At 61.9% G+C, this 19,148-nt stretch carries 19 protein-coding genes; 10 read left to right on the forward strand and 9 right to left on the reverse strand.

The features are described from left to right. Window positions 1–20: 20 nt before the first annotated feature. A complete protein-coding gene (locus GOEFS_RS19830) occupies window positions 21–542 on the forward strand; it encodes a DUF501 domain-containing protein (RefSeq protein ID WP_007319739.1) in 522 nt (173 codons plus the stop codon). Then, entirely contained in the window at window positions 539–1,504 is a 966-nt protein-coding gene (locus GOEFS_RS19835; protein WP_007319740.1) for a Ppx/GppA phosphatase family protein, read from the forward strand. The genes GOEFS_RS19830 and GOEFS_RS19835 overlap by 4 nt, the downstream gene beginning before the upstream one ends. Window positions 1,505–1,576: 72 nt before the next feature. On the opposite strand, the gene GOEFS_RS19840 is transcribed toward GOEFS_RS19835, so the two are convergent. From GOEFS_RS19840 to GOEFS_RS19855, 4 genes are all read right to left on the reverse strand, one after another. Further along, on the reverse strand, window positions 1,577–2,083 hold the full coding sequence (locus GOEFS_RS19840) for a DUF4395 domain-containing protein (protein WP_007319741.1): 507 nt from the start codon (window positions 2,081–2,083) through the stop codon (window positions 1,577–1,579). 94 nt (window positions 2,084–2,177) lie between these two features. Next, window positions 2,178–2,513, reverse strand: coding sequence for a hypothetical protein (locus GOEFS_RS19845; protein WP_007319742.1), 336 nt, complete (start codon window positions 2,511–2,513; stop codon window positions 2,178–2,180). Window positions 2,514–2,598: 85 nt separating this feature from the next. Next, complete coding sequence (locus tag GOEFS_RS19850; protein WP_007319743.1) at window positions 2,599–3,780, reverse strand: fatty acid desaturase family protein; 1,182 nt, start codon at window positions 3,778–3,780, stop codon at window positions 2,599–2,601. A 5-nt stretch (window positions 3,781–3,785) separates the two neighbouring features. After that, entirely contained in the window at window positions 3,786–4,886 is a 1,101-nt protein-coding gene (locus GOEFS_RS19855; RefSeq protein ID WP_007319744.1) for a ferredoxin reductase, read from the reverse strand. 134 nt (window positions 4,887–5,020) lie between these two features. On the opposite strand from GOEFS_RS19855, the gene GOEFS_RS19860 reads away from it, so the two are divergent. The 5 genes from GOEFS_RS19860 (at window position 5,021) to GOEFS_RS19880 (ending at window position 10,742) form a co-directional block, all read left to right on the forward strand. Then, window positions 5,021–5,713, forward strand: a complete 693-nt coding sequence (locus GOEFS_RS19860; protein WP_040525697.1) for a TetR family transcriptional regulator — start codon at window positions 5,021–5,023, stop codon at window positions 5,711–5,713. Between the two features lie 577 nt (window positions 5,714–6,290). Further along, window positions 6,291–7,862: a serine/threonine-protein kinase gene (locus tag GOEFS_RS19865; protein WP_007319746.1), complete on the forward strand. Its 1,572-nt coding sequence runs from the start codon at window positions 6,291–6,293 to the stop codon at window positions 7,860–7,862. 32 nt (window positions 7,863–7,894) lie between these two features. Further along, the gene (locus tag GOEFS_RS19870; RefSeq protein ID WP_007319747.1) at window positions 7,895–8,785 is read left to right on the forward strand and encodes a serine hydrolase; all 891 of its coding nucleotides are present in this window, start codon (window positions 7,895–7,897) and stop codon (window positions 8,783–8,785) included. A 73-nt stretch (window positions 8,786–8,858) separates the two neighbouring features. Further along, window positions 8,859–9,680, forward strand: a complete 822-nt coding sequence (locus GOEFS_RS19875; protein ID WP_007319748.1) for an N-acetylmuramoyl-L-alanine amidase — start codon at window positions 8,859–8,861, stop codon at window positions 9,678–9,680. Between the two features lie 186 nt (window positions 9,681–9,866). After that, entirely contained in the window at window positions 9,867–10,742 is an 876-nt protein-coding gene (locus GOEFS_RS19880) for a hypothetical protein (RefSeq protein WP_040525698.1), read from the forward strand. On the opposite strand, the gene GOEFS_RS19885 is transcribed toward GOEFS_RS19880, so the two are convergent. The 5 genes from GOEFS_RS19885 to GOEFS_RS19905 form a co-directional block, all read right to left on the reverse strand. After that, window positions 10,672–12,069 carry a YibE/F family protein gene (locus tag GOEFS_RS19885; protein WP_007319750.1) on the reverse strand — a complete coding sequence of 466 codons (1,398 nt, stop codon included), beginning with the start codon at window positions 12,067–12,069 and terminating at the stop codon, window positions 10,672–10,674. The genes GOEFS_RS19880 and GOEFS_RS19885 overlap by 71 nt on opposite strands. 118 nt (window positions 12,070–12,187) lie before the next feature. Continuing rightward, window positions 12,188–13,111, reverse strand: coding sequence for a MetQ/NlpA family ABC transporter substrate-binding protein (locus GOEFS_RS19890; protein WP_007319751.1), 924 nt, complete (start codon window positions 13,109–13,111; stop codon window positions 12,188–12,190). Window positions 13,112–13,160: 49 nt separating this feature from the next. Beyond that, the gene (locus GOEFS_RS19895) at window positions 13,161–13,880 is read right to left on the reverse strand and encodes a methionine ABC transporter permease (protein WP_007319752.1); all 720 of its coding nucleotides are present in this window, start codon (window positions 13,878–13,880) and stop codon (window positions 13,161–13,163) included. Beyond that, complete coding sequence (locus GOEFS_RS19900) at window positions 13,877–14,905, reverse strand: methionine ABC transporter ATP-binding protein (RefSeq protein WP_007319753.1); 1,029 nt, start codon at window positions 14,903–14,905, stop codon at window positions 13,877–13,879. The genes GOEFS_RS19895 and GOEFS_RS19900 overlap by 4 nt, the downstream gene beginning before the upstream one ends. Next, window positions 14,902–16,332 (reverse strand): LLM class flavin-dependent oxidoreductase, encoded by a 1,431-nt coding sequence (locus GOEFS_RS19905; RefSeq protein ID WP_007319754.1) that lies wholly within the window; start codon window positions 16,330–16,332, stop codon window positions 14,902–14,904. The genes GOEFS_RS19900 and GOEFS_RS19905 overlap by 4 nt, the downstream gene beginning before the upstream one ends. A 420-nt stretch (window positions 16,333–16,752) precedes the next feature. Between GOEFS_RS19905 and GOEFS_RS19910 the strand changes: the two genes are divergently transcribed. The 3 genes from GOEFS_RS19910 to GOEFS_RS19920 all read left to right on the forward strand — a co-directional run bounded on the left by GOEFS_RS19910 (window position 16,753) and on the right by GOEFS_RS19920 (window position 19,147). After that, window positions 16,753–17,436 (forward strand): MspA family porin, encoded by a 684-nt coding sequence (locus tag GOEFS_RS19910; protein WP_007319755.1) that lies wholly within the window; start codon window positions 16,753–16,755, stop codon window positions 17,434–17,436. Between the two features lie 35 nt (window positions 17,437–17,471). Continuing rightward, on the forward strand, window positions 17,472–18,119 hold the full coding sequence (locus GOEFS_RS19915) for an MspA family porin (RefSeq protein ID WP_007319756.1): 648 nt from the start codon (window positions 17,472–17,474) through the stop codon (window positions 18,117–18,119). Window positions 18,120–18,235: 116 nt separating this feature from the next. Next, the gene (locus GOEFS_RS19920) at window positions 18,236–19,147 is read left to right on the forward strand and encodes a cation diffusion facilitator family transporter (RefSeq protein ID WP_007319757.1); all 912 of its coding nucleotides are present in this window, start codon (window positions 18,236–18,238) and stop codon (window positions 19,145–19,147) included. The last annotated feature ends 1 nt before the right edge of the window (window position 19,148 follow it).

Below are 19,148 nucleotides of genomic sequence, written 5' to 3' on the forward strand. Positions count from 1 at the left end.
GATCAACGGGTAGTGGATTTGTGAGTGTTTCCGACGAAGACCGCAAAGCGGTAGCGGCACAACTGGGTAGAGAGCCGCGCGGTGTCATCGAGGTCAGCTATTACACCCCTGACGGGCGTCCGGCGGTCGTCAAAACCACCCCGCGGTTGCCCGACGGTACGCCGTTTCCGACGCTGTACTACCTGACCGACCCACGGTTGACCGCTGAAGCCAGTCGGCTCGAGTCGGCCGGTGTCATGCGAGAGATGACCGAACGCCTCGCGTCCGATCCTGAACTGGCACAAGGCTATCGGCGGGCGCATGAAAGTTTCCTCGCTGAGCGGGACGCCATTGAATCCCTCGGTACCGACTTTTCCGGTGGCGGAATGCCGGATCGGGTGAAATGCTTGCACGTGCTGATCGCCCACTCGCTCGCGAAGGGCCCCGGAGTTAATCCGCTCGGAGATGAAGCGGTCTCGTTGGCCGCGGCAAATGGCTTGCGCGGCACCGCGATTCCCGCAGATTGGCCGGAGTTGCCCACTGCTGAGGCGGCAGGCGAGTGACCCGCGTGGCCGCGGTCGACTGTGGCACCAACTCGATCCGGCTGTTAGTCGCCGAACCCGCCACCGATTCGGGTCTGGTTGATATCCATCGCGAAATGCGGGTGGTGCGGCTGGGGCAGGGCGTCGATGCGACCGGACTGTTCGCCGACGAAGCTATCGAGCGTACACGAAGTGCGCTGGCTGACTACGTCGAGACGATGAAATCGCTTGGCGTACAACGTGTGCGGATGGTGGCGACGTCGGCGACGCGCGACGCTGGTAATCGCGACGATTTTTTCACGATGACCGCCGAACTGCTTGGGCAGGTAGTGTCCGGCACCGTTGCCGAGGTTATCACCGGGGACGAGGAAGCTCGCCTGTCGTTCCTCGGTGCCGTCGGCGAGCTAGATCCGGCCGACGGACCATTTCTCGTAACTGATTTGGGTGGCGGCTCAACCGAATTGGTGCTCGGACACGGAGCCGGGGCGCGATCGGCCGCCGTCGTCGATGCCGCCTATTCGGCGAATATTGGCTGTGTCCGACTGACCGAACGGTGTTTGCATTCCGATCCGCCGACTGAGAGTGAGATCTCCGCTGGCCGCGAGTTCATCGCCGAGCGGCTGGCGCCGGCATTGGCCGCGGTCGCGGTCGACCGGACTGCCACCTGGGTCGGGGTGGCCGGGACGATGACCACGCTGGCCGCGCTGGGACTCGGGATGGATACCTATGACGCACAGCGAATCCATCTGTCGCGCATAGGATTCGACCGTCTACGGGAGGTTTGCCACTCGTTGATCGAGATGACCAGAGTCGACCGTGCCGCGCTGGGACCCATGCACTCCGGCCGGGTCGATGTGATCGGTGGCGGGTCACTGGTGACGTTGGAGTTGGCGACGATCCTCGCCGAGCGCGCCGGCATCGATAGCCTGGTCGTCTCTGAACACGACATCCTCGATGGAATAGCACTGGGCCTGCTGGGCTAGCGTTTGATCCCCCCAAATATGGAGAAGCCCCCGTCACGACGGGGGCTTCTGACAGATTCGGTAGCGGAAAGGTCAGGCCGCGTTCGCCGACGTCGTGTCGCGTGCCCAAATGTTGTTGCATGCTTCGCAGACCGTATCGGGGATGACGCCGACGCGTTGCAAGAATCCGAAGATCGTGCAGCCGAGGCAGAAGCCGAGTACCGATTCCAATAGGGCGGCGATGATGAGAAACACGATCGCGATCTGCGCGGCCAGTCCGTAGCCCAGAAGACTCAGCACCAACGCGACCGTCGAAAGGGCAAAGCCGATGGTTTGGGCGAACCGCTTCGGCGGTCCGGGTACCAGCTTCTCCTTCTTCCAGATCTTCGGCACGATCACATGCACGGCGAGTCGGCCGAACGGGGAGTATTTCGGACCGCCGGCCACGCGGAGGGCGAAGCCGATGGCCAGGAGGGCGTACAGCCACCACTGATTGACCGCGACCGTGACGACTGCCAGCACAACGACCAGACCAGCCGTTGAACGTGCCGCGTAGTCGTTGACCGGGTTGGGAAAGGCGAACGCCTCAGGTACTGACACTTGTGACCTCCATGCGAGCACTTTGTTCTCCGAGGCTAGAGCAAGTGCTACCTAGGGCCAATATTTGCGCTCAGCGCGGGTGGAAAGTGGGTAGCTACTTCTCGTCCGTGTCGACTTCGGCGTCGATAATGTCGAAGTCTTGCTCTGCCTGCGCCGCTGGCAATGCCTGTTGATCGGCATCGTCGACAGCGGTCGAGTCCGTGTCGTCGAGGTCGCCGACCGACCGCCGGTCGCCGTCGGCCTTCGCCCGACGTGCCGCGTCGCGCATCTCGAATCCGTCGGTAACCAACTCGCCGATCTCGCGCGCGACGTCGGCGACCGCGCTGGTAATGATTGTGGCGATCCGGCCAACCCGATGCGCGGTGGTCTCGATGACCTCCTGGGCGACGTCTTTATTGCGTTCGAGTTTGCGTTCCAATTCGTCGCCCATGACCTACCCTCTCGACGGTCTCGTATGGCCGACCTTACCCGCCGAGGGCTTGCCTCGGCGGGTTGGTCGGTGCGTAACGCTAGCCTCAGCCGGCGACCTTGGCTGGTGTGCGCTCGATATTGACGACGATATTGTTGTCATCGCGTGTCCACGAGTTCGGCAACGAGAGCTTGGCGATCTTTTTCCAGGTCGAGCCAAGCTGACCGCGCAGGCTACCGGTGTTGTACGGCAGTCCGTAGCGCTCGCAGATCTCGCGGACCTCCGCCGACATCTCCGGGTAGCGGTTCGCGGGGATGTCGGGGAACAGGTGATGCTCGATCTGATGCGACAGATTTCCACTCATGATGTGGAACAGTTCGCTGCCCTCGATATTCGCCGAACCGAGCATCTGACGCAGGTACCACTGGCCCTTGGTCTCATCGGCGCACTCTTCGGCGGTGAAAGTCTGTGCGCCACTGGGGAAGTGGCCACAGAAAATAATTGAGTACGTCCACAGGTTACGCACGAAGTTCGCGGTCACGTTACCAGCCAGCGTCGAGAGGAACAGTGGGCCCGACAGTGCCGGGAACACCACGTAATCCTTGAGCACCTGCCTGCTGGCCTTGCGCCACATGCCTTTGACGAGGCCCTTGACATCGGACCATTTACGTTCGCCGGCGACGATGCGCTCGACCTCGAGATCGTGGAGCATGACGCCCCATTCGAAGAACACCATCAGCGCGGTCGCGTAGAAGAGGTTGCCCAGGTAGTAGGGGTTCCACTTCTGGTCGCGATCCATTCGCAGGATGCCGTAGCCGATGTCGCGATCCTCACCGAGCACGTTGGTGAACGTGTGGTGCATGTAATTGTGGCTGTGCTTCCATTGGTCGGCCGGGCACACGGTGTCCCACTCGAATTCGCGGGAGTTGTAGGTGTCCTCACGCATCCAGTCGTACTGGCCGTGCATTACGTTGTGGCCGATCTCCATATTGTCGAGGATCTTGGAGACACTCAACGCGCCGACTGCTGCGAGCCAGGCCGGCGGGAAGAAGCCCAGATACATCAACGCGCGCCCGGCCACTTCGAATCCGCGCTGCGCCTTGATGATTGAGTAGATGTACTCGCGATCGGAGTCGCCGAGGTCGGCGACCACACGAGCGCGCAGGGCGTCGAGGTCACGTCCGAGCTGTTCGACCTGCTCGTAGCTGAGATTGATCTCGACGGTGTCTGACTTACTGGAACTCTTCGCCTGGGCGGCGCGGTAAAAGTCGCTGATCTGGATAGCCATTGTTCTTACACCTCGATTTCTACGTCGCCGACCGGCTGATTGATGCACAGCTGGATATGTTTGTCGGCTTCGGTGTCGGTTTCGCCGGTCAGCACGTTGCGGGTGCAGCCGGATTTCTTGATTGCGGTGCAGGAGAAGCAGATCCCCATGCGGCATCCGCTCTCCGGAGACAAGCCGGCGGACTCGGCCTGCTCGAGGATGGTGCGGCCGTCATTGGCCGCGCCGGTCGATGACAGGGTGAACGTCAATTCGCCGGTGACCGGTTCATTGGGGTCGATGGTCGGGGTGGTCAAGGTGAACGCCTCGAAATGCAAGCGGTCGGAAATATCGCGCTGGGCGCAGTAGCCCTTGACGTCGTCCATCAGCGGTGCGGGACCGCAGAGGAAGATCTGCGCGTCACCGTCGGTGTCTAGCCCGGCGATGCCATCGAGATGGGCCGGGGAGAAGAATTCACCGCCCGGCACGTCGGTGTAACGCATACGAACGTCGAGGTTTTCGTACGCGGCCGCGAAAGTTTCGAGTTCAACGCCGTAGGGCACGTCGTCGGGGGTGCGGGCGTAGTGCACGAACGTAATGGTTCCGGTGTACCCGTTCGCGATGAGTGTACGCATCATTGAGAGTACGGGTGTAACGCCGCTGCCGCCACTGATGAAGACCGCGTGCGGGCCGAGGTCGTCGGGCAATGTGAAGTCGCCGTCCGCCGCTGACAAGCCGAGTACGTCACCGATGGCGGTGTGCTCGCGCAGATGCCGCGACACGAAGCCGTCGGGATGGGCGGTCACGGTCAGCTCGATCGGTCCGGCTCCGCCGTCGGCGGCGTTGGCCGGCGAGAAGCAGCGGCTCTGTCGAACGCCGTCGATTACGGTGCTGAGCTGGATAAACTGACCTGCTTTGTGGCCGCCCCACTGGCGCGTCGGCTGCAAGGTGAGGGTGACGGTGCGATCGGTGCGACGCTCGATACCGACGACCTTCGCGCGCATGTCGCGCCAGGTCATCATCGGGTCGACAAGCTCGAGGTACCGGTCGACGGGGTGCGGGGCGAGGGCTGCCTCGATAATTCCGGCGAGGAATCCAGAACGCGGTGCGGAGGGAAGTCTCAGACTCATGGGCTGGGTATCCGTTCCTGGGTGGGCTGGAAATTTGAGTGTACATATGTACACAAACAAGTGTGACACATCAGCGGCGGTGCGCGTCAAGCGAATGTTCGTGTGACGGTCGGCACGCTCTAAGCTGGACAACTGTGAGCCGATCGGAGAACGCGCGTACTACGCGCCGCGCGCGGACGAGCGCTCCGACTGGCGCAACCGAGTCGGAGAGTCGTGCGGAGAAGAAGGAACGCACGCGCCAGGCCCTCCTCGATACGACGATGGCGCTGGTGGACGAGCGGAGTTTCGGCGGGTTGAGTCTGCGTGAAGTCGCCCGGGGAGCAGGCATTGTGCCGACCGCGTTTTATCGACACTTCGCGTCGATGGAAGACCTGGGCGTGACCCTGGTCGAGGATTCGATGCGAGTGCTGCGGCGGACCTTACGTGCGGGCCGTCGCGACCTCGCGGCACGCCAGGCAATGCCGACCGCGAAGAATTCGCTGGCCATTTTGCTCGAGCATGTTCGTAACAACGAATCCCAATTCCGGTTCCTGATCCGTGAGCGACACGGCGGCGTCGTTGAGGTTCGGCGAGCAATCGACATGGAATTGCGGTTATTCGCAAAGGAACTCGCGATTGACCTGTCGCGGCTGCCGGATCTCGCGGCGTGGTCGCCGGAAGATCTGGAACTGGCAGCCGAACTCATCGTCACGATCATGATGACCGCGGTGGCCGATCTCCTCGACGGAGACTATCGCGGCGCCGCGGCGGAGCGGGAGATCGTGAATCGCACCGAGCGGCAATTGGTGATGGTCTTCCTGGGGATGGCGCAGTGGCGCAGTAGTTGAACCGCGTCGTTGGTTGTGCGCCGTCGTGCGAGCGTGCGAGGTCTCGATACACCTGCGGAAGGGCTGACTTGGGGCTGGTTGGGTCGCGGGACACCGGTGGCGCGGGTCCAACCCTCTTGTTGGTCGAGTGCCGGCGTGCGAGCTTGCGAGCCCGGCGGTGTATCGAGACCGGGCGAGCTTGCGTCGAAAGGTATTGTGCGGCAACGTTTGTGGTCTCGATACACCCGCCTCGGCTAGCGCCTCGCCGGGCACTCGACCAGCGGTATGTTTCGCCGGTGCGCTAAGCCGGTGACCGGCCCAGGTCGTCGAGGTAAGCACGGCGCGGTGTGAATTATCGTCCCCGTGGGTGTGGTCGGAGGGCAATATGCCCTCCGATGCCCTTGAGGGGGATGGAAATTACGATTTGCCCCATATGCAGGCAGACCCGCTCGTTGGTTAAATGGGCACCACTCGTTGGCCGGTGTATCGAGACCACACAACCCGACGTCTCGGCCGCCATTACGCGGGCCCACCGGTTTGTCAGTCGAACAGCAGGGGATTCCCGCAAGCTCGCCCCGCACACGCATAGACTTCGTCCATGTCGGAAAGTCGTGTCGGCACCCAGTTTGGCCCCTATCGTCTCGACGAACTCCTCGGTCGTGGCGGGATGGGGGAGGTTTATCGCGCCTACGATACGGAGAAGGGCCGCGTAGTAGCCCTTAAACTACTCAATCCGTCGCTTGCCAATGATCAGGTCTACCAGGAACGATTCCGCCGCGAATCGCGTATGGTCGCTCGACTAGGCGAACCGCATATCATCCCCATCCACGACTTCGGCGATCTCGAGGGTGTTCTCTACCTCGACATGCGACTGGTTTCCGGGCGCGATTTGCGCAAGGTCCTTACCGACGCCGGAAAACTGACGCCGGAACGTGCCGTCGCGATCGTCGGGCAGATTGCCCAGGCTCTCGACGCCGCACATGCCGACGGACTGGTCCACCGCGACGTGAAGCCGGAAAATATCCTCGTCACCGAAAGCGACTTCGCGTATCTCGTGGATTTTGGTATCGCACAATCGGATTCGTCGACCCACCTAACTCAGGCCGGGTCGACAATCGGTTCCTTCGCATATATGGCGCCCGAGCAGTTCGACAATGAGACGGCGTCGTCGGCGAGCGATATCTACGCCTTGGCCGCGGTTTTCTTCGAATGCCTCACCGGCCAGGTGCCGCACCCGGCGGCTACGGTGTCGAAAGCCATTAAGGCGGCCGTGCTCGACCCGACGCCGACGCTACGATCGCTCGATTCGCATTTGCCGGCGGCGCTAGAGCCGGTAATCGCTCGAGCGCTCGCGAAAGCGCCGGAGCAGCGCTACCCCTCGGCCGCGGAATTCGCGACCGAAGCCCACGCCGCGATCGACATCGATTCCGCCGAGGCCTCCACGTCGGAACACACCATCTCATTGCTCAAACCCGACCACTCGCCCGTTCCATCGGCCGGTGCCACCACCGAGGTCATCGAATCTGCTGCACCCGGTGCCTACGACGAGACGCAGTATCGTGTGCCCGCGTATTCGCCGACGGTCATTCGGCCGTCCGGTCCGGTCCAGTTGGGGCCGGGGAATGTCTCGGCCCCGCAACCCGGATCCGTTTCCCAGCCGCACGCCGGGTATCTATCCCAACCGCAGCCGGCCTATGTCCCGCAGCCAGTCAGCGTTCCTAGTGCATACGTCACAGGCCCGCCCTACCCGCCGCCGCCGCAGCAGCGCTCGTTGATTCCAATCCTGGCCGGAATCGCAGTGGTCTTACTGATTCTGCTGGGCGCTGCCATTTTCATCGTGGCGACCTCTCAGGGAGATAGCACCCCGGTCAGCGATGACTCGATCGTGACGCAGACGGTGACGTCCACCCAAGATGCTCCTTCGGCGACGGTGCCGGCGCCGGAGTCCACCCAATGTGACACGACGGTTGGCGTCGGAACCAGCGTGACCAGTTGCGCGTTCGCGTTTGCGGTTCGCGACGAATATTTGCGGACCGGAGCGAAGGGGCAGTCCCGGCAAGTCATTGCCTATAGTCCGAAGACTTTCCAGAGTTACGTGATGAATTGCAACCCGGAAGGCGACGTCGTGGCGTGTCGCGGTGGAAATAATGCAGTCGTGGTCATCTATTGAAAGCTCGCAGACGAATGAGGGGACAATACCCGGTGGCCAGTAGATGGGCAGGGACGGTTGCGATTGCCGCTGTAGCCGTGGTGCTGAGTGCATGCGGTCCGGCAGCCACTGAGACCCGCACGACGGTAACCAAAACCGTTGTGGCACCGGCCAGTTCGACGTCGACATCGAGTATGTCCGCACGTTCGGTCGCCGGCGCCGCTGAACTGCGCAGGGGCTGGAAGGCGTTGTCGCGCAGCCTATCTCAACCGGTCTCGGTCTCAATTGTTGGAGTCGGCGCTTCGTCGTGGCAGCGGATCAATCTGGGAACGCTAGGCACTCAGGTCGCATGGTCGACGATCAAGGTGCCGCTCGCAATCGCCGCCGAACGGAAGGATGGTCCGATGACCGCTACCTCAGCGGCGATCACTCAGTCCGACAACGCTTCTGCCGAGGCATTGTGGGCGTCGCTGGGAGGTGGTTCCCGCGCGTCGGAAGCGGTGATGGCGGTACTTCGGCAGGCGGGGTCGAACGCTCAAGTGCCGAGCAGGCGCCTTCTCGCGGGTTTCACCGTCTTCGGTCAGACGCCGTGGCCGACATCCGATGCCGCGATCTTCGCAGCGAATCTGCCATGCCTACCCGACGCCAACCGCGTGCTCGGCTATATGGGGAATGTCGCGGGCAATCAACAGTGGGGTGCGCAGATCATGGCCGCCCCGACGTCGACGGCGGTCAAAGGTGGCTGGGGGCCCAGTCCGGCGTCGGGATATGTGGTGCGGCAGATCGCAATCCTTACGTTCGGCGGAGGCGTAAAAACGGCGATCGCAATGACAACGGCAGCATCCGGCGGTTCGCTGGAAAGCGGTATCTCGACCCTCAATCAGGTTGCGCGGTGGCTGAATACGAAGGTCGAACAGCTTCCGGGCGGCACATGCAGCAGGTAGGTACCCACGACATGCCGATCGTCCCGATGCGAGCGAGTGCGCGGGAAGTTTTCTTTCATCAAGTGGGTGGGCAATGCGAGGGCTAGTCGCCGCAGTTGCGGCGATTTTGGCGCTCAGCGGTTGCGCTTCGCCCGCTGACCCGCAGAATTCGACGACGGCCGTGCCCGGCACAGCGAGTGTCACCGAGAGTCGAGCGCCGCTCACGTCGTCGGCAGTCGCGTCCCCGGCGGCTATCTGTGCTGCTCCGGTCGTCGCACTCGATCCCGGACACAATCCGGTGCGCATCGAGTCTTTCGATCCGAAAACCGGTGTGGCGCAGATTGATTATCCAAATGGTGCCGAAGACGCGGATGCGTACTCGGTCGCGAGCCAGGTCGCGACGATCCTGCGGGCCCGCGGCTATCGGGTTGTTCTGCTGAAGCGGTCGCTGAGCGAGAGTGTGAGCTATCGCCAGCGGGTGGACCGTGCCGAGAAAGCGCGAGCCGCGATCGGAATCAGCATCCACACCAGCCCCGGTGTCAATGCGGTGTTCCCGCAACGGATTGGGCTATACCGCGAAGGGACTGGTGCCGGTGGCACCACCCGGCGCGTAACTTTCCGCACCACAGGCACCGCTGCGTCCAGTCAGCGCTTCGCCGTGATCATCGCCGGGGCCCGAAGTCGCGCAGAAGGCCACCGGGTCCCCGTGCAGGACAACGACTTCGGCGGGCGATCGCCGCTATGGTCCGGCAATATTCCGATCATCTCGCTGCTCGCGCAGAACACGCCGTGGGTTTACAACGAATTCAGCCCCGGGGAGGCTGGCGGCTCGGTCGCGGTGGCGGCCACTGCATTGCGCACTTACGCCCGGGGTATCGCCGAGGGAATCTCAGCAGCGCTGCCCCGTCATTGCTAGCTCGCGCACCAGGGGGAATGCGAGTATTGACCGAATTTTGTGGCGTGTATGCAGCGGATCGATAACGTCCCGCTCACGTGACCGTTGCGGTTGGTGTCCGGACTGGCCGACTTGGTCGAGCGAACATAGGCTCCTGTTACTTGTGTGACTAAAGGGGCAGTTGTGGCTAAGAATATTCGGACGGCGATGATCGTAGTGCTCGCCGTGATCAGCATCATCGGTGCCGGCGGCGCCGTCGCATCGGCGCGGCCACTGCTGCCGTCGTTGGAGCAGGTCTTTCCGGCTCTCAAACTACCGCCAACATCGCAGCAGAAGCTCACGTCGAGCTTCGCCGCCCTGCGTAAGTCGATGGCGAAGCGTAAGTCGACGGCCGGTCCGATCGGGGTGGCTCTAGTTCCGATCGGCGGCGATAACGGATTGTCCTTCGGTCCGCTCAAGGTCGGACGAGCTTGGTCGACCTTCAAGGTGCCGGTGTCGCTCGCATCGCAACGCCGCAATGGTGTTGCGGTCGCGGGTGCGGAGGCAAAGGCGATCATGCTCTCGGACAACGACGCAGCAGCGGACCTGTGGGGTTCGCTCGGCGGCAGTCGGCAAGCGGTCGACGCCGTGACCGGGATCTTGCGGGAAGGCCACGACGCGGTGACCCGAGTATCGTCCGAACTCGACCTCCCCAAGTCGTATCCGGGCTACACCCAATGGGCATTGATCGACCAGGCCCGATTTGGTGCGCACCTGCCCTGCATGGCCGGTGCCGAACACATCGTTCGGTTAATGAGTTCTGTTGCGGCCAACCAGCAGTGGGGCGTCGCCAAGGTCGGACGTTCGCAGGGTGCCACCACTGCGGTCAAGGGCGGCTGGGGGCCGGTCAGCGATACGCGACAGGGCTACATCGTGCGTCAGATCGCTCTCATCAACACCACAGCGGGGCAAGTCGCCGTATCAATGGCGGCAATTCCGCGCAGCGGATCGTTCGACGACGGAAAGCAGATGCTCAATAAGATTGGTGGCTGGTTGTCGAAGAATATGGCGTCGCTGCCGTTCGGTCAGTGCCCGCCGGTCTAGACGCGGCCGGAAGTCGCACCAGCGCAACCGCTATCGCAGTAGTAAGCGGGACCGATAGCGCGATGGCGATTCCTCCGACGAAGGCGCGCACCAACTCGATGGCTACCTGATCGGTTGTGAGTAGGGAGCCGAATGGTTGCGACGCGACGGAGAACAGCAGTAGCAACGGCAATGCGCTACCGGCATAGGCGAATACGAGCGTGTATACCGTGCTGGCGATATGGTCGCGGCCGATCCGCATCGCCGCCCGGAAGGTAGCTAAGCGCGAATGTTCGCCTGCGGCAGCAAGTTCGAAGGCTGCGGACGCCTGCGTAATGGTCACGTCGTTGAGTACGCCGAGGGTGCCGATGATGAAGCCGGCCAGAAGCAGCCCCGACACTGAGATGGACCCTTGGTAGAGCTGAAGATTCATCGCTTGATCACCGGAGAGGCCGGTGATCTTCGTGGTCTTGATGGCCAGCCAACTGAGTATCCCGGCAAGCCCCAACGAGAACAACGTACCCAATAGTGCCGAACTGGTGCGCATGCTAATCCCGTGCGCTAAATAGAGCACCACGAACAGGATCAGCGCCGACGACACCACCGCGACACCAACCGGCGAGCTGCCCGCGAGAATGGCTGGCAAGGTGAAGATGCCAAGGACCGCGAATGCGAAGGCGAGTCCGATTACTGAGCGGAGCCCGCGCCACGCCGCGACGAGAACGATCGCGAGCACGAAGAGTATGGCCCACACCAGGATTGAGGGGCCGCGCGCGAAGTCGTAGAAACCGTATCGAGCTGTCCCGTCGTAACCGGGGCTTATGCTGAGCCGAATCGAATCATCGACGTGCAATGTCGGCTGGCCGGCCTGCGGTTCGTCCGCGGTGGCCGGGTTGGGTTTCGGAGTGTCCGGGCCGCTACCCGACTGCGCTTTGTTCGTCGGAATCTGAATCAGCACCAGCTTGCCGGCGTCGTCGCCGGTATCGAGGCGAACTGTTGAGTCGATGCACGGACCACTCGCGACCGGCGTGACCGGAATGGAGACGTCGTCGATGGCGACCCCGACGAGCTGATTTTGGCATGCGGCGCGGGTCTGCGACACGACCGTTGCGTTGACCGTGCGAATCGGACCGCCGTCAGCCGAACGGAATTGCATCGGGATCGGGTGATCCGCCGAAGACGGCCACAGCGCCACTATCCCGGCGACGACCGCTACCGCGATGAGTCCGAGCAGGATCATCACAGTCAGGCGGGCCGCCCCGGATAGTGGCGCGGGGCCCGATCCCAGGCCGTGGCTGTGTGAATGAGCGGGCGGATCGGTAACAGGTGCGGTTCTTGCTGAATCCACCGGCGATCGTTCTGCGCCTGATCGCTCGGCAGGCGGGTCGGCGTGCGCGCGGTGTCGGCCAAAACCTGGTTGAGTCACGCCCGCCAGCCTAACCGCGCGTCGCCGCCCGATCTGGGACCTAAAGCGGCAGCAGGATGTTCCTCGCCGAAGGGTCGGTACGCAGGAAGTTCTGTACCGCCGGATCCTTGAACGCCGCAACGAGTTTGCGAATATTGTCGGTGTTCTGCCATTTGGTGCCAATTGTCAGTTGGCCGGCAAACTCATCGGGTGCGGGCGGCGCGAAGATTTGCTTGGCGATGTCGATATTCGCGGCGAGGTAATACTCGGTGTAGCCGACCGCGGCATCGAGGTCGGGGAGTGCGCGCGACTGAGCGGCGAAGTCGAGAAGCCGGAATTTCAGATCGCGCGGATTGCCGGCAATATCGTCCTGCGTGGCTTTCCACTTGTCCACGCCGGGCTTAAGGGTGATGAGTCCCGCTCGTTCGAGTAGAGATAGCCCCTGTGCCTCATTGGCCGGATCCGAATAGAGCGAAACCGTTGCGCCAGTAGGAAGTTGGTTGATATCTCGGTACTTTTCCGACCAGATGCCAAAGCCCCAGCGGAACACGGGGGTGGCAGCGACCTCCTGGAAATCAGGGTTCGCGGCGAGCACCTGCGACAGCCACAGTTTGTGCTGATACACGGTGCCGGCCACCTCGCCGTCGCTCACCGCACGGTTGAGGGTCGTCGAATCGGCAAGTCCTTTGAACGCGACCTTGATTCCGTGGCGAGGAGCTACTTCCTTGGCGATGTAGTTGACGAGGGCCTGTTCGGCCGCGTTTCCTTCGGCAGTCACGATGGTGAGGGTGGCGCCGGCGATCTCGTTGGAAGACTTGGTATCCGAACCTGATACCCGCCATCCGATGAGCGCAGCGACGAGTATGGCGACCACCGCGAGCCCGGCAACGATGGGCCATCGGCGCTTAGTCCTCAGCTCAATGTCGTTGCCGCCCGGTGGCGTCGAATCGCTGGTGTCTTGGTCGTCTGCGGTAGTTGTGGACATAAGGAAGCTCCTTGATAGTTGGGAAGAGTGTGGAGTGCGGTGACTTTCGTCAGCGCCGGGCGAAGGCCGACGAGCGCTGGGGCGTGAGACGGCGTACCAATGCGTCGCCCGCCACTTGAATAATGGCAACGGTGATCACCAATGCGACGATCGTCGCGATCATCACGCCGTGGTCGAAACGCTGGTAGCCATAGGTGACGGCGATGTAGCCGAGTCCGCCGGCGCCGATAGTCCCGGCTATCGTCGAGTACTCGATCATCGCGATGGTGTTGATGGTAAGTCCGCCAACGATATTCGGCAGTGCCTCGGGAATCTGGGCGGCGGTGATGATCTGATAGGGCGACCCACCGGACGCCTTCGCGACGTCAATCACTTCGGTCGGCACCGACCTCAGCGAGTTCTCAACGATACGGGTGAAGAACGCGATGCCGGCGATCGACATTGGCACCACCGCCGCTGCTATCCCGATATTCGTTCCGGTCAACAACCGGGTGAACGGGATGATGGCGGTCATCAGGACTAGAAACGGCAGGGAGCGTCCAATACTGATCACCCAGGACAGTGGCGTATGCAGGGCTCGATTCTCGAAGAGTCCGCCCGGGGCCAGGTTATGAACGAGTGCGCCCAGCGGCAGCCCGACAACGAGTACCAGTGCCATCACGATGCCGACCATGATGACGGTGTCGAAGAACGCGGGAATCAGTAGATCGGGTATCTCGTCGACAGGAACCGAGATAGCCAGGATCGTCGGGGCGGTCGCTGCACTCATGCGGACACCCGCGCCAGTGTGTCGTGCGGGAGGTCAGTCCGCGCCGACAACGACTGTGCTTCCAACCCAAGCGATTTCGCGGATCGGAGAAAGTCGGTCTCGTTGATGGCTGCTATGCCAATCGTGACCTCACCGACGGCGATGCCATTCACCGACTGCACATTTGCGCCCAAAATTGATATGGGAGTGGATAATTCGACCGATAGGCGGTTGATCCAGTCCGCCGGTACCGCTGGTGAAGCATAGGTCACCGTGATCGGGACGGTGTTATGAGCTGCGGCCGTGGCCCGTCCGGGTGATCGGAGTTGGGCGCCCAGTGTTGACCGAGCGTCGAGTGCGATATCCACAACGTCGCCCTGCTCGACGAGAGTGCCGTGCTCGAGTCGCCCGACCCGATCGGCAACCGTCACAACGGTCTCCATTTCGTGGGTGATGAGCACGACCGCCAGGTCGAGTTCGGTGCGCAATTCGGCCAGGAGTGACAGGTAACTATCGGTCGCTAACTGATCGAGTCCCGACGTCGCCTCGTCGCTCAGCAGCACAGACGGTTTGAGGGCGAGTGCTCGCGCGATGCCGACGCGTTGGCGTTGCCCGCCAGAAAGCTGATGGGGGTAGAGGTTGGCCTTGTCGGCGAGTCCTACGCGCTCAAGTAGCTCGGCAACCCGAGATTTCGTGGCTGCGGCGGTAGCGCCGAGATATTCAAGCGGCAGTGCGACATTCGCCGCGGCGGTTCGTCGCGATAGCAGACTTGAGGATTGAAATACGGTGCCGATGCGACGTCGTGCTTGACGAAGGCCGTCTGAGGTGAGTTGAGTCAGACTGTCTCCGTTGACAATTACCTCGCCGAACGTTGGTCGCTCCAGCAAATTGATGCAGCGGGCCAGAGTGGACTTACCCGCACCCGACGGCCCGACGACGGCGAAAATCTCGCCCGATTCGACGCTGAACGACACGTCATCGAGCACCGTGGACGAGGTGTCTTTAGTGCCGAATATCTTCGTGAGGTTCCGAACCGTGATCGTCATGAGCGCGCACCACTGTCGATCAGCTTGTGCCGGACGGAGTCGTCGATCGTCGAGCCAACGCCGCCGACCCGAAAACTCGCGCCGCGATGAGACTCCGGAAGGAGATCGCCCCGCCCAAAGAGTTTGTGCCGCAACGTTCCCGGCGTGTACCCGGTAGGGTAGGCGTCACGCTCCTGCAAAGCGGGTACGACGTAACGAACGATGTCTTCGAATGAGCCGGGAGTGACGGCGTAGGCGATGTTGAACCCGTCGACGTCGGTGTCGCTGACCCAGTCCTGCAGGGTGGTGGCGATATCCTCCCCGGAACCGATGAACACTGGGCCCATCCCGCCGATGCCGCCCCACTGAGCGATATCGGTTACGCGCCATGGCTTTCCGGACTCATCCGCCTGCGCGAAGGCTGCGACCGCGGATTGAATCGCGTTCGATTCGACGGCACCGATCGGATCGTCGAGATCGTAGGCGGCAAGATCAATTCCCATCCAGCCGGACATAAATACCAGTGCACCCTGCTCGCTTGCATAGCGCCGGTACTCGGCTGCCTTGGCGAGTGCGGCCTCGGTCGTCTCATCGGTGATGATGGTGATCAAGGTGTAGATCTTGGCGTCATAGGGATCTCGGCCCACGGCGACAAGCTCTTCTCTGGTTCGCGAAACAACCTCGCGCAGAATAGTTTTGGTTGGTGCGGCGACGAAGATCGCCTCGGCGTTCTCGGCAGCGAATCGCCGCCCGCGCGGCGAAGCGCCAGCCTGGTAGATGACCGGAGACCCTTGGGGCGAGGGCTCAGACAGATGGATGCCGGGTACCTGGAAGTGTTCTCCGGCGTGTCCGATGTGATGAACCTTGGCGGGGTCGGCGAAGATCCCCGCCGCACGGTCCCGGCGTACGGCGTCGCGTTCCCAGGAACCCTCCCATAGCTTGTAGAGCACGGTGAGGTATTCGTCGGCGTGGTCGTATCGGCTGTCGTGGGCGAGATGGGAATCGTCGCCCATATTGCGCGCCGCAGCCGGCAGATAGCCGGTGACTACATTCCAGCCGATGCGTCCTCGGGTGAGGTGATCGAGGGTCGACAGGCGGCGGGCAAACGGGTACGGGTGCTCGAATCCGGTTCCGGTGGTTATCCCGAAACCGAGGTTCTCGGTAGCGTGGGCCATTGCTGAAACCAGAAGAAGTGGATCATTGACCGGAATCTGCGCGCCTTCGCGAATGGCCGCCTCGTCGTTGCCGGCATATACGTCGTAGGTACCGAGAACATCGGCGATGAACAGGCCGTCGAAATGGCCCGATTCAAGTAGTTTGGCCAGATTTACCCAGTAGTCGAGAGTGTTGTAATCCCACGAACGGTCTTCTGGGTGACGCCACAATCCGGGGGATTGATGGGCCACACAGTTCATGTCAAATGCGTTGAATCGGATATATCGAGACATCCGATCATCATCGATTCAGTCGGCTTGGGAGGCCAGCATTGCGCCCATGCTGGGCGAAATCGCTTGGGGCTGAATGGCATACCGACCGAAAGCAGTGGGAGCACAAGTATAATGTGATGTGATCTCGGTTACAAATTGTAAATTGTAGTGCCTTCGAATTAGATTCGATGTATTTATTGACTAAGGCTAATGACTATTGTTTGAGTGGGTTGGATCGTAAGAAGTCGGACATACACTCAGTGCGATTGAATTGTTGACCGATATCTTTCCGAGATCTTCCACCTGGTGGTTTTCTGAATGTGTCGCTGAATAACCACTTTCGGTTACCGCCTGTTTCCCTTTTGTTTCAAATTACTCCAGTATCGTTCGCCCCGATGTCGTCGCAGACGGCAACGAGACAAACAGCCCTGGAGGGAATTCATGAGCACGATCAAATCGCCCGTTCGACGCGGCGCGTTCGCGGGCGTTCTGGCGGGCGTGGCCGCCGCTGGCATCGCCGTAACAGGTGTTGCCCCGGCGCATGCCGACGCATTCGTCCGCCTGCCGAGCGGTTCACAGTCCGGCGATGGACTACAGCTGATCCGCAACGGGGAGTCGGCTCGCATCTCGCCGTCGCTGGCCGCTAACGGAATGGGCCGCACCGCATGGGTGACCGGCAACGTCGTCTTGAAGGCGCCAAACTTGAAGTCGTCGGACCCGGGACCGTCCGGAGGGTCGGCTGGCGAGGCGGGTATCCCCGGCACCAATGGAACCTCGAATGATGGTGCGGCAGCGACTCTTTCGGTCGGGTACATCGTTGGTTGCCAGGTGCAGATCGGCAACTTGAGCGCGGGTATCAGCGGCTCGATCAATCCGACCAGTGGTACACCGTCCGCATCGGGCACCATCAGCCTCCCGATTCAGCCTGGACAGGTCGTGTTCGCGCAGCTCGATTCCAAGGACATTAAGAAGAAGGGCACCTACTACTTCAGCTGGAAGAACACGCAGCTGCAGATTCAGAACTGCGCGGGTTACGCCCAGGCCCGCTCCTTTGTGACCGTTGAGACCTCCGGTGAAAACCACCAGAAGGTCAACCTGTACGGCAAGCCCTTCTCCATCGGCTGACCGCCCCAGACAAGAATTTGAGACAAGGAATCTCCATGAAGAAGATTAGTTCTGTTGCTCTGGCTGTAGCCGGGCTGTCGGCCGCGGCAGTGGCGATCAGCACGCCCGCCGTCGCCGGCGCCGATGTCAAGGTTGTGCTGCCCTCCCAAACCGCGACACAAACGCTTGGTGACGGCACCAAGGTGACCCTGACGCGCAGCAATGAGCGAGCCAACATCAATCCGTCGCTCGGCGGGACCCCGCTGCACCGCAACGCCTGGGTGTCGGCTACTTACAATGTCAAGACCTCGAAGAAGGTCAGCTCGATCAAGCTTCAGGTCGGCTATGTCGTTGGCTGCCAGGTCAGCGTCGGGTCGCTGTCGGGCTCGGGCGGAGCCAAGGGCAACGACACCGGCCCGACCGAGTTGTCCGCTGGTTCGACAATCTCGCTCGGTCCCGGCCAAGCGGTCAACTACTACGTCTTCGACTACGAAAAGGCCGACGACTTCGGTAACCAGAAGCACGACACCAAGATCAGCTACAAGAAGACCGATCACGGCCGCTTGAGCTACACCAACCAGACCATGCAGGTCAACGGTTGCGGTGGCTACGCGCAGGCGCGATCGATCGCCAACGTGTTCGTCGACACCGACAACGCTCGGCAAATCCTGACCTTCTACGGTCGTCCCTTCAGTCTCGGCTGACCCCTCTCCCCAGCCGACCGCACGCGGTGTGTCTCCATACCTGGAGGCGCACCGCGTTTGCGTTGTGCGACCATGGGTAGGTGACTGAGCGCGACGATTCCGCCGGTGGCGATTCGATGCTTACCGTCGTCATCGCCTTCGCAGTGAATATCCTTGTGGCCGTTGCGAAGACAGTCGCGGCTGCGGTTACCGGGTCAGCGTCGATGGTTGCCGAAGCAGCACACTCATGGGCCGACGCGGGCAACGAGATATTTCTCTTGATCGCTGAGCGCCGGGGTGGCCGTGGGCGCGACAGGCGCCATCCGTTCGGTTACGGCCGCGAGACCTACATCTGGTCGATGTTCGCCGCGTTTGGGCTATTCACCGTTGGCGCGGTGGTGTCGGTGATGCACGGAATCTCGGCGCTGAGCGAACCCGAAGCCGAGTCGGAGTATCTGGTCGGTTACGTCGTGCTCGGCATCGCCTTTGTACTGGAGGGTATTTCGTTCCTCCAATCAGCTCGGCAGGCGCGTTTGGACGCGGCCCGATGGTCATTACATCCGCTGCGCTATGTGTTGAATACGTCGAAGGCGACGTTGCGCGCGGTCTTTGCCGAGGACGCCGCGGCGCTGATCGGTCTGCTGATCGCGGCACTGGGGATGGTGCTGCACCAGATCACCGGGTCGGCGGTGTGGGATGCGCTGGGATCGATCGGCGTTGGCGTGCTACTTGGCGTCATCGCAATCGTCTTGATTAAGCGTAACGGGGAGTTTCTGCTCGGGCAGGTGGCGCGACCGCAGACACGGTCGCTCATGCTCGAACATCTGTTGGCGCACAACGATGTTCAGCGAGTCACCTACCTGCACGCCGAATTCGTCGGACCGGCGCAGTACTACCTGGTCGCTGCGGTAGACCTCGTTGGTGATGCACCCGAACACGATGTGGCGCGCAGACTGCGGCGTCTTGAGGAAGAGGTGGAGAATCACGATGCCATTGTCGAGGCGGTGCTGACATTATCCACCGATGACGAGGTCAGTCTGACGCGCTGAC

This window comes from Gordonia effusa NBRC 100432, from assembly GCF_000241305.1.
Lineage (GTDB): Bacteria > Actinomycetota > Actinomycetes > Mycobacteriales > Mycobacteriaceae > Gordonia > Gordonia effusa.

Coding starts and splice junctions, on each gene's coding strand:
- GOEFS_RS19900 (WP_007319753.1), bottom strand. CDS start 14,905: ATGACGATCACGGTTCGGAACCTCACGAAGATATTCGGCACTAAAGAC.
- GOEFS_RS19845 (WP_007319742.1), bottom strand. CDS start 2,513: ATGGGCGACGAATTGGAACGCAAACTCGAACGCAATAAAGACGTCGCC.
- GOEFS_RS19890 (WP_007319751.1), bottom strand. CDS start 13,111: ATGTCCACAACTACCGCAGACGACCAAGACACCAGCGATTCGACGCCA.
- GOEFS_RS19905 (WP_007319754.1), bottom strand. CDS start 16,332: ATGTCTCGATATATCCGATTCAACGCATTTGACATGAACTGTGTGGCC.
- GOEFS_RS19865 (WP_007319746.1), top strand. CDS start 6,291: ATGTCGGAAAGTCGTGTCGGCACCCAGTTTGGCCCCTATCGTCTCGAC.
- GOEFS_RS19880 (WP_040525698.1), top strand. CDS start 9,867: ATGATCGTAGTGCTCGCCGTGATCAGCATCATCGGTGCCGGCGGCGCC.
- GOEFS_RS19915 (WP_007319756.1), top strand. CDS start 17,472: ATGAAGAAGATTAGTTCTGTTGCTCTGGCTGTAGCCGGGCTGTCGGCC.
- GOEFS_RS19920 (WP_007319757.1), top strand. CDS start 18,236: ATGCTTACCGTCGTCATCGCCTTCGCAGTGAATATCCTTGTGGCCGTT.
- GOEFS_RS19850 (WP_007319743.1), bottom strand. CDS start 3,780: ATGGCTATCCAGATCAGCGACTTTTACCGCGCCGCCCAGGCGAAGAGT.
- GOEFS_RS19895 (WP_007319752.1), bottom strand. CDS start 13,880: ATGAGTGCAGCGACCGCCCCGACGATCCTGGCTATCTCGGTTCCTGTC.
- GOEFS_RS19875 (WP_007319748.1), top strand. CDS start 8,859: ATGCGAGGGCTAGTCGCCGCAGTTGCGGCGATTTTGGCGCTCAGCGGT.
- GOEFS_RS19855 (WP_007319744.1), bottom strand. CDS start 4,886: ATGAGTCTGAGACTTCCCTCCGCACCGCGTTCTGGATTCCTCGCCGGA.
- GOEFS_RS19910 (WP_007319755.1), top strand. CDS start 16,753: ATGAGCACGATCAAATCGCCCGTTCGACGCGGCGCGTTCGCGGGCGTT.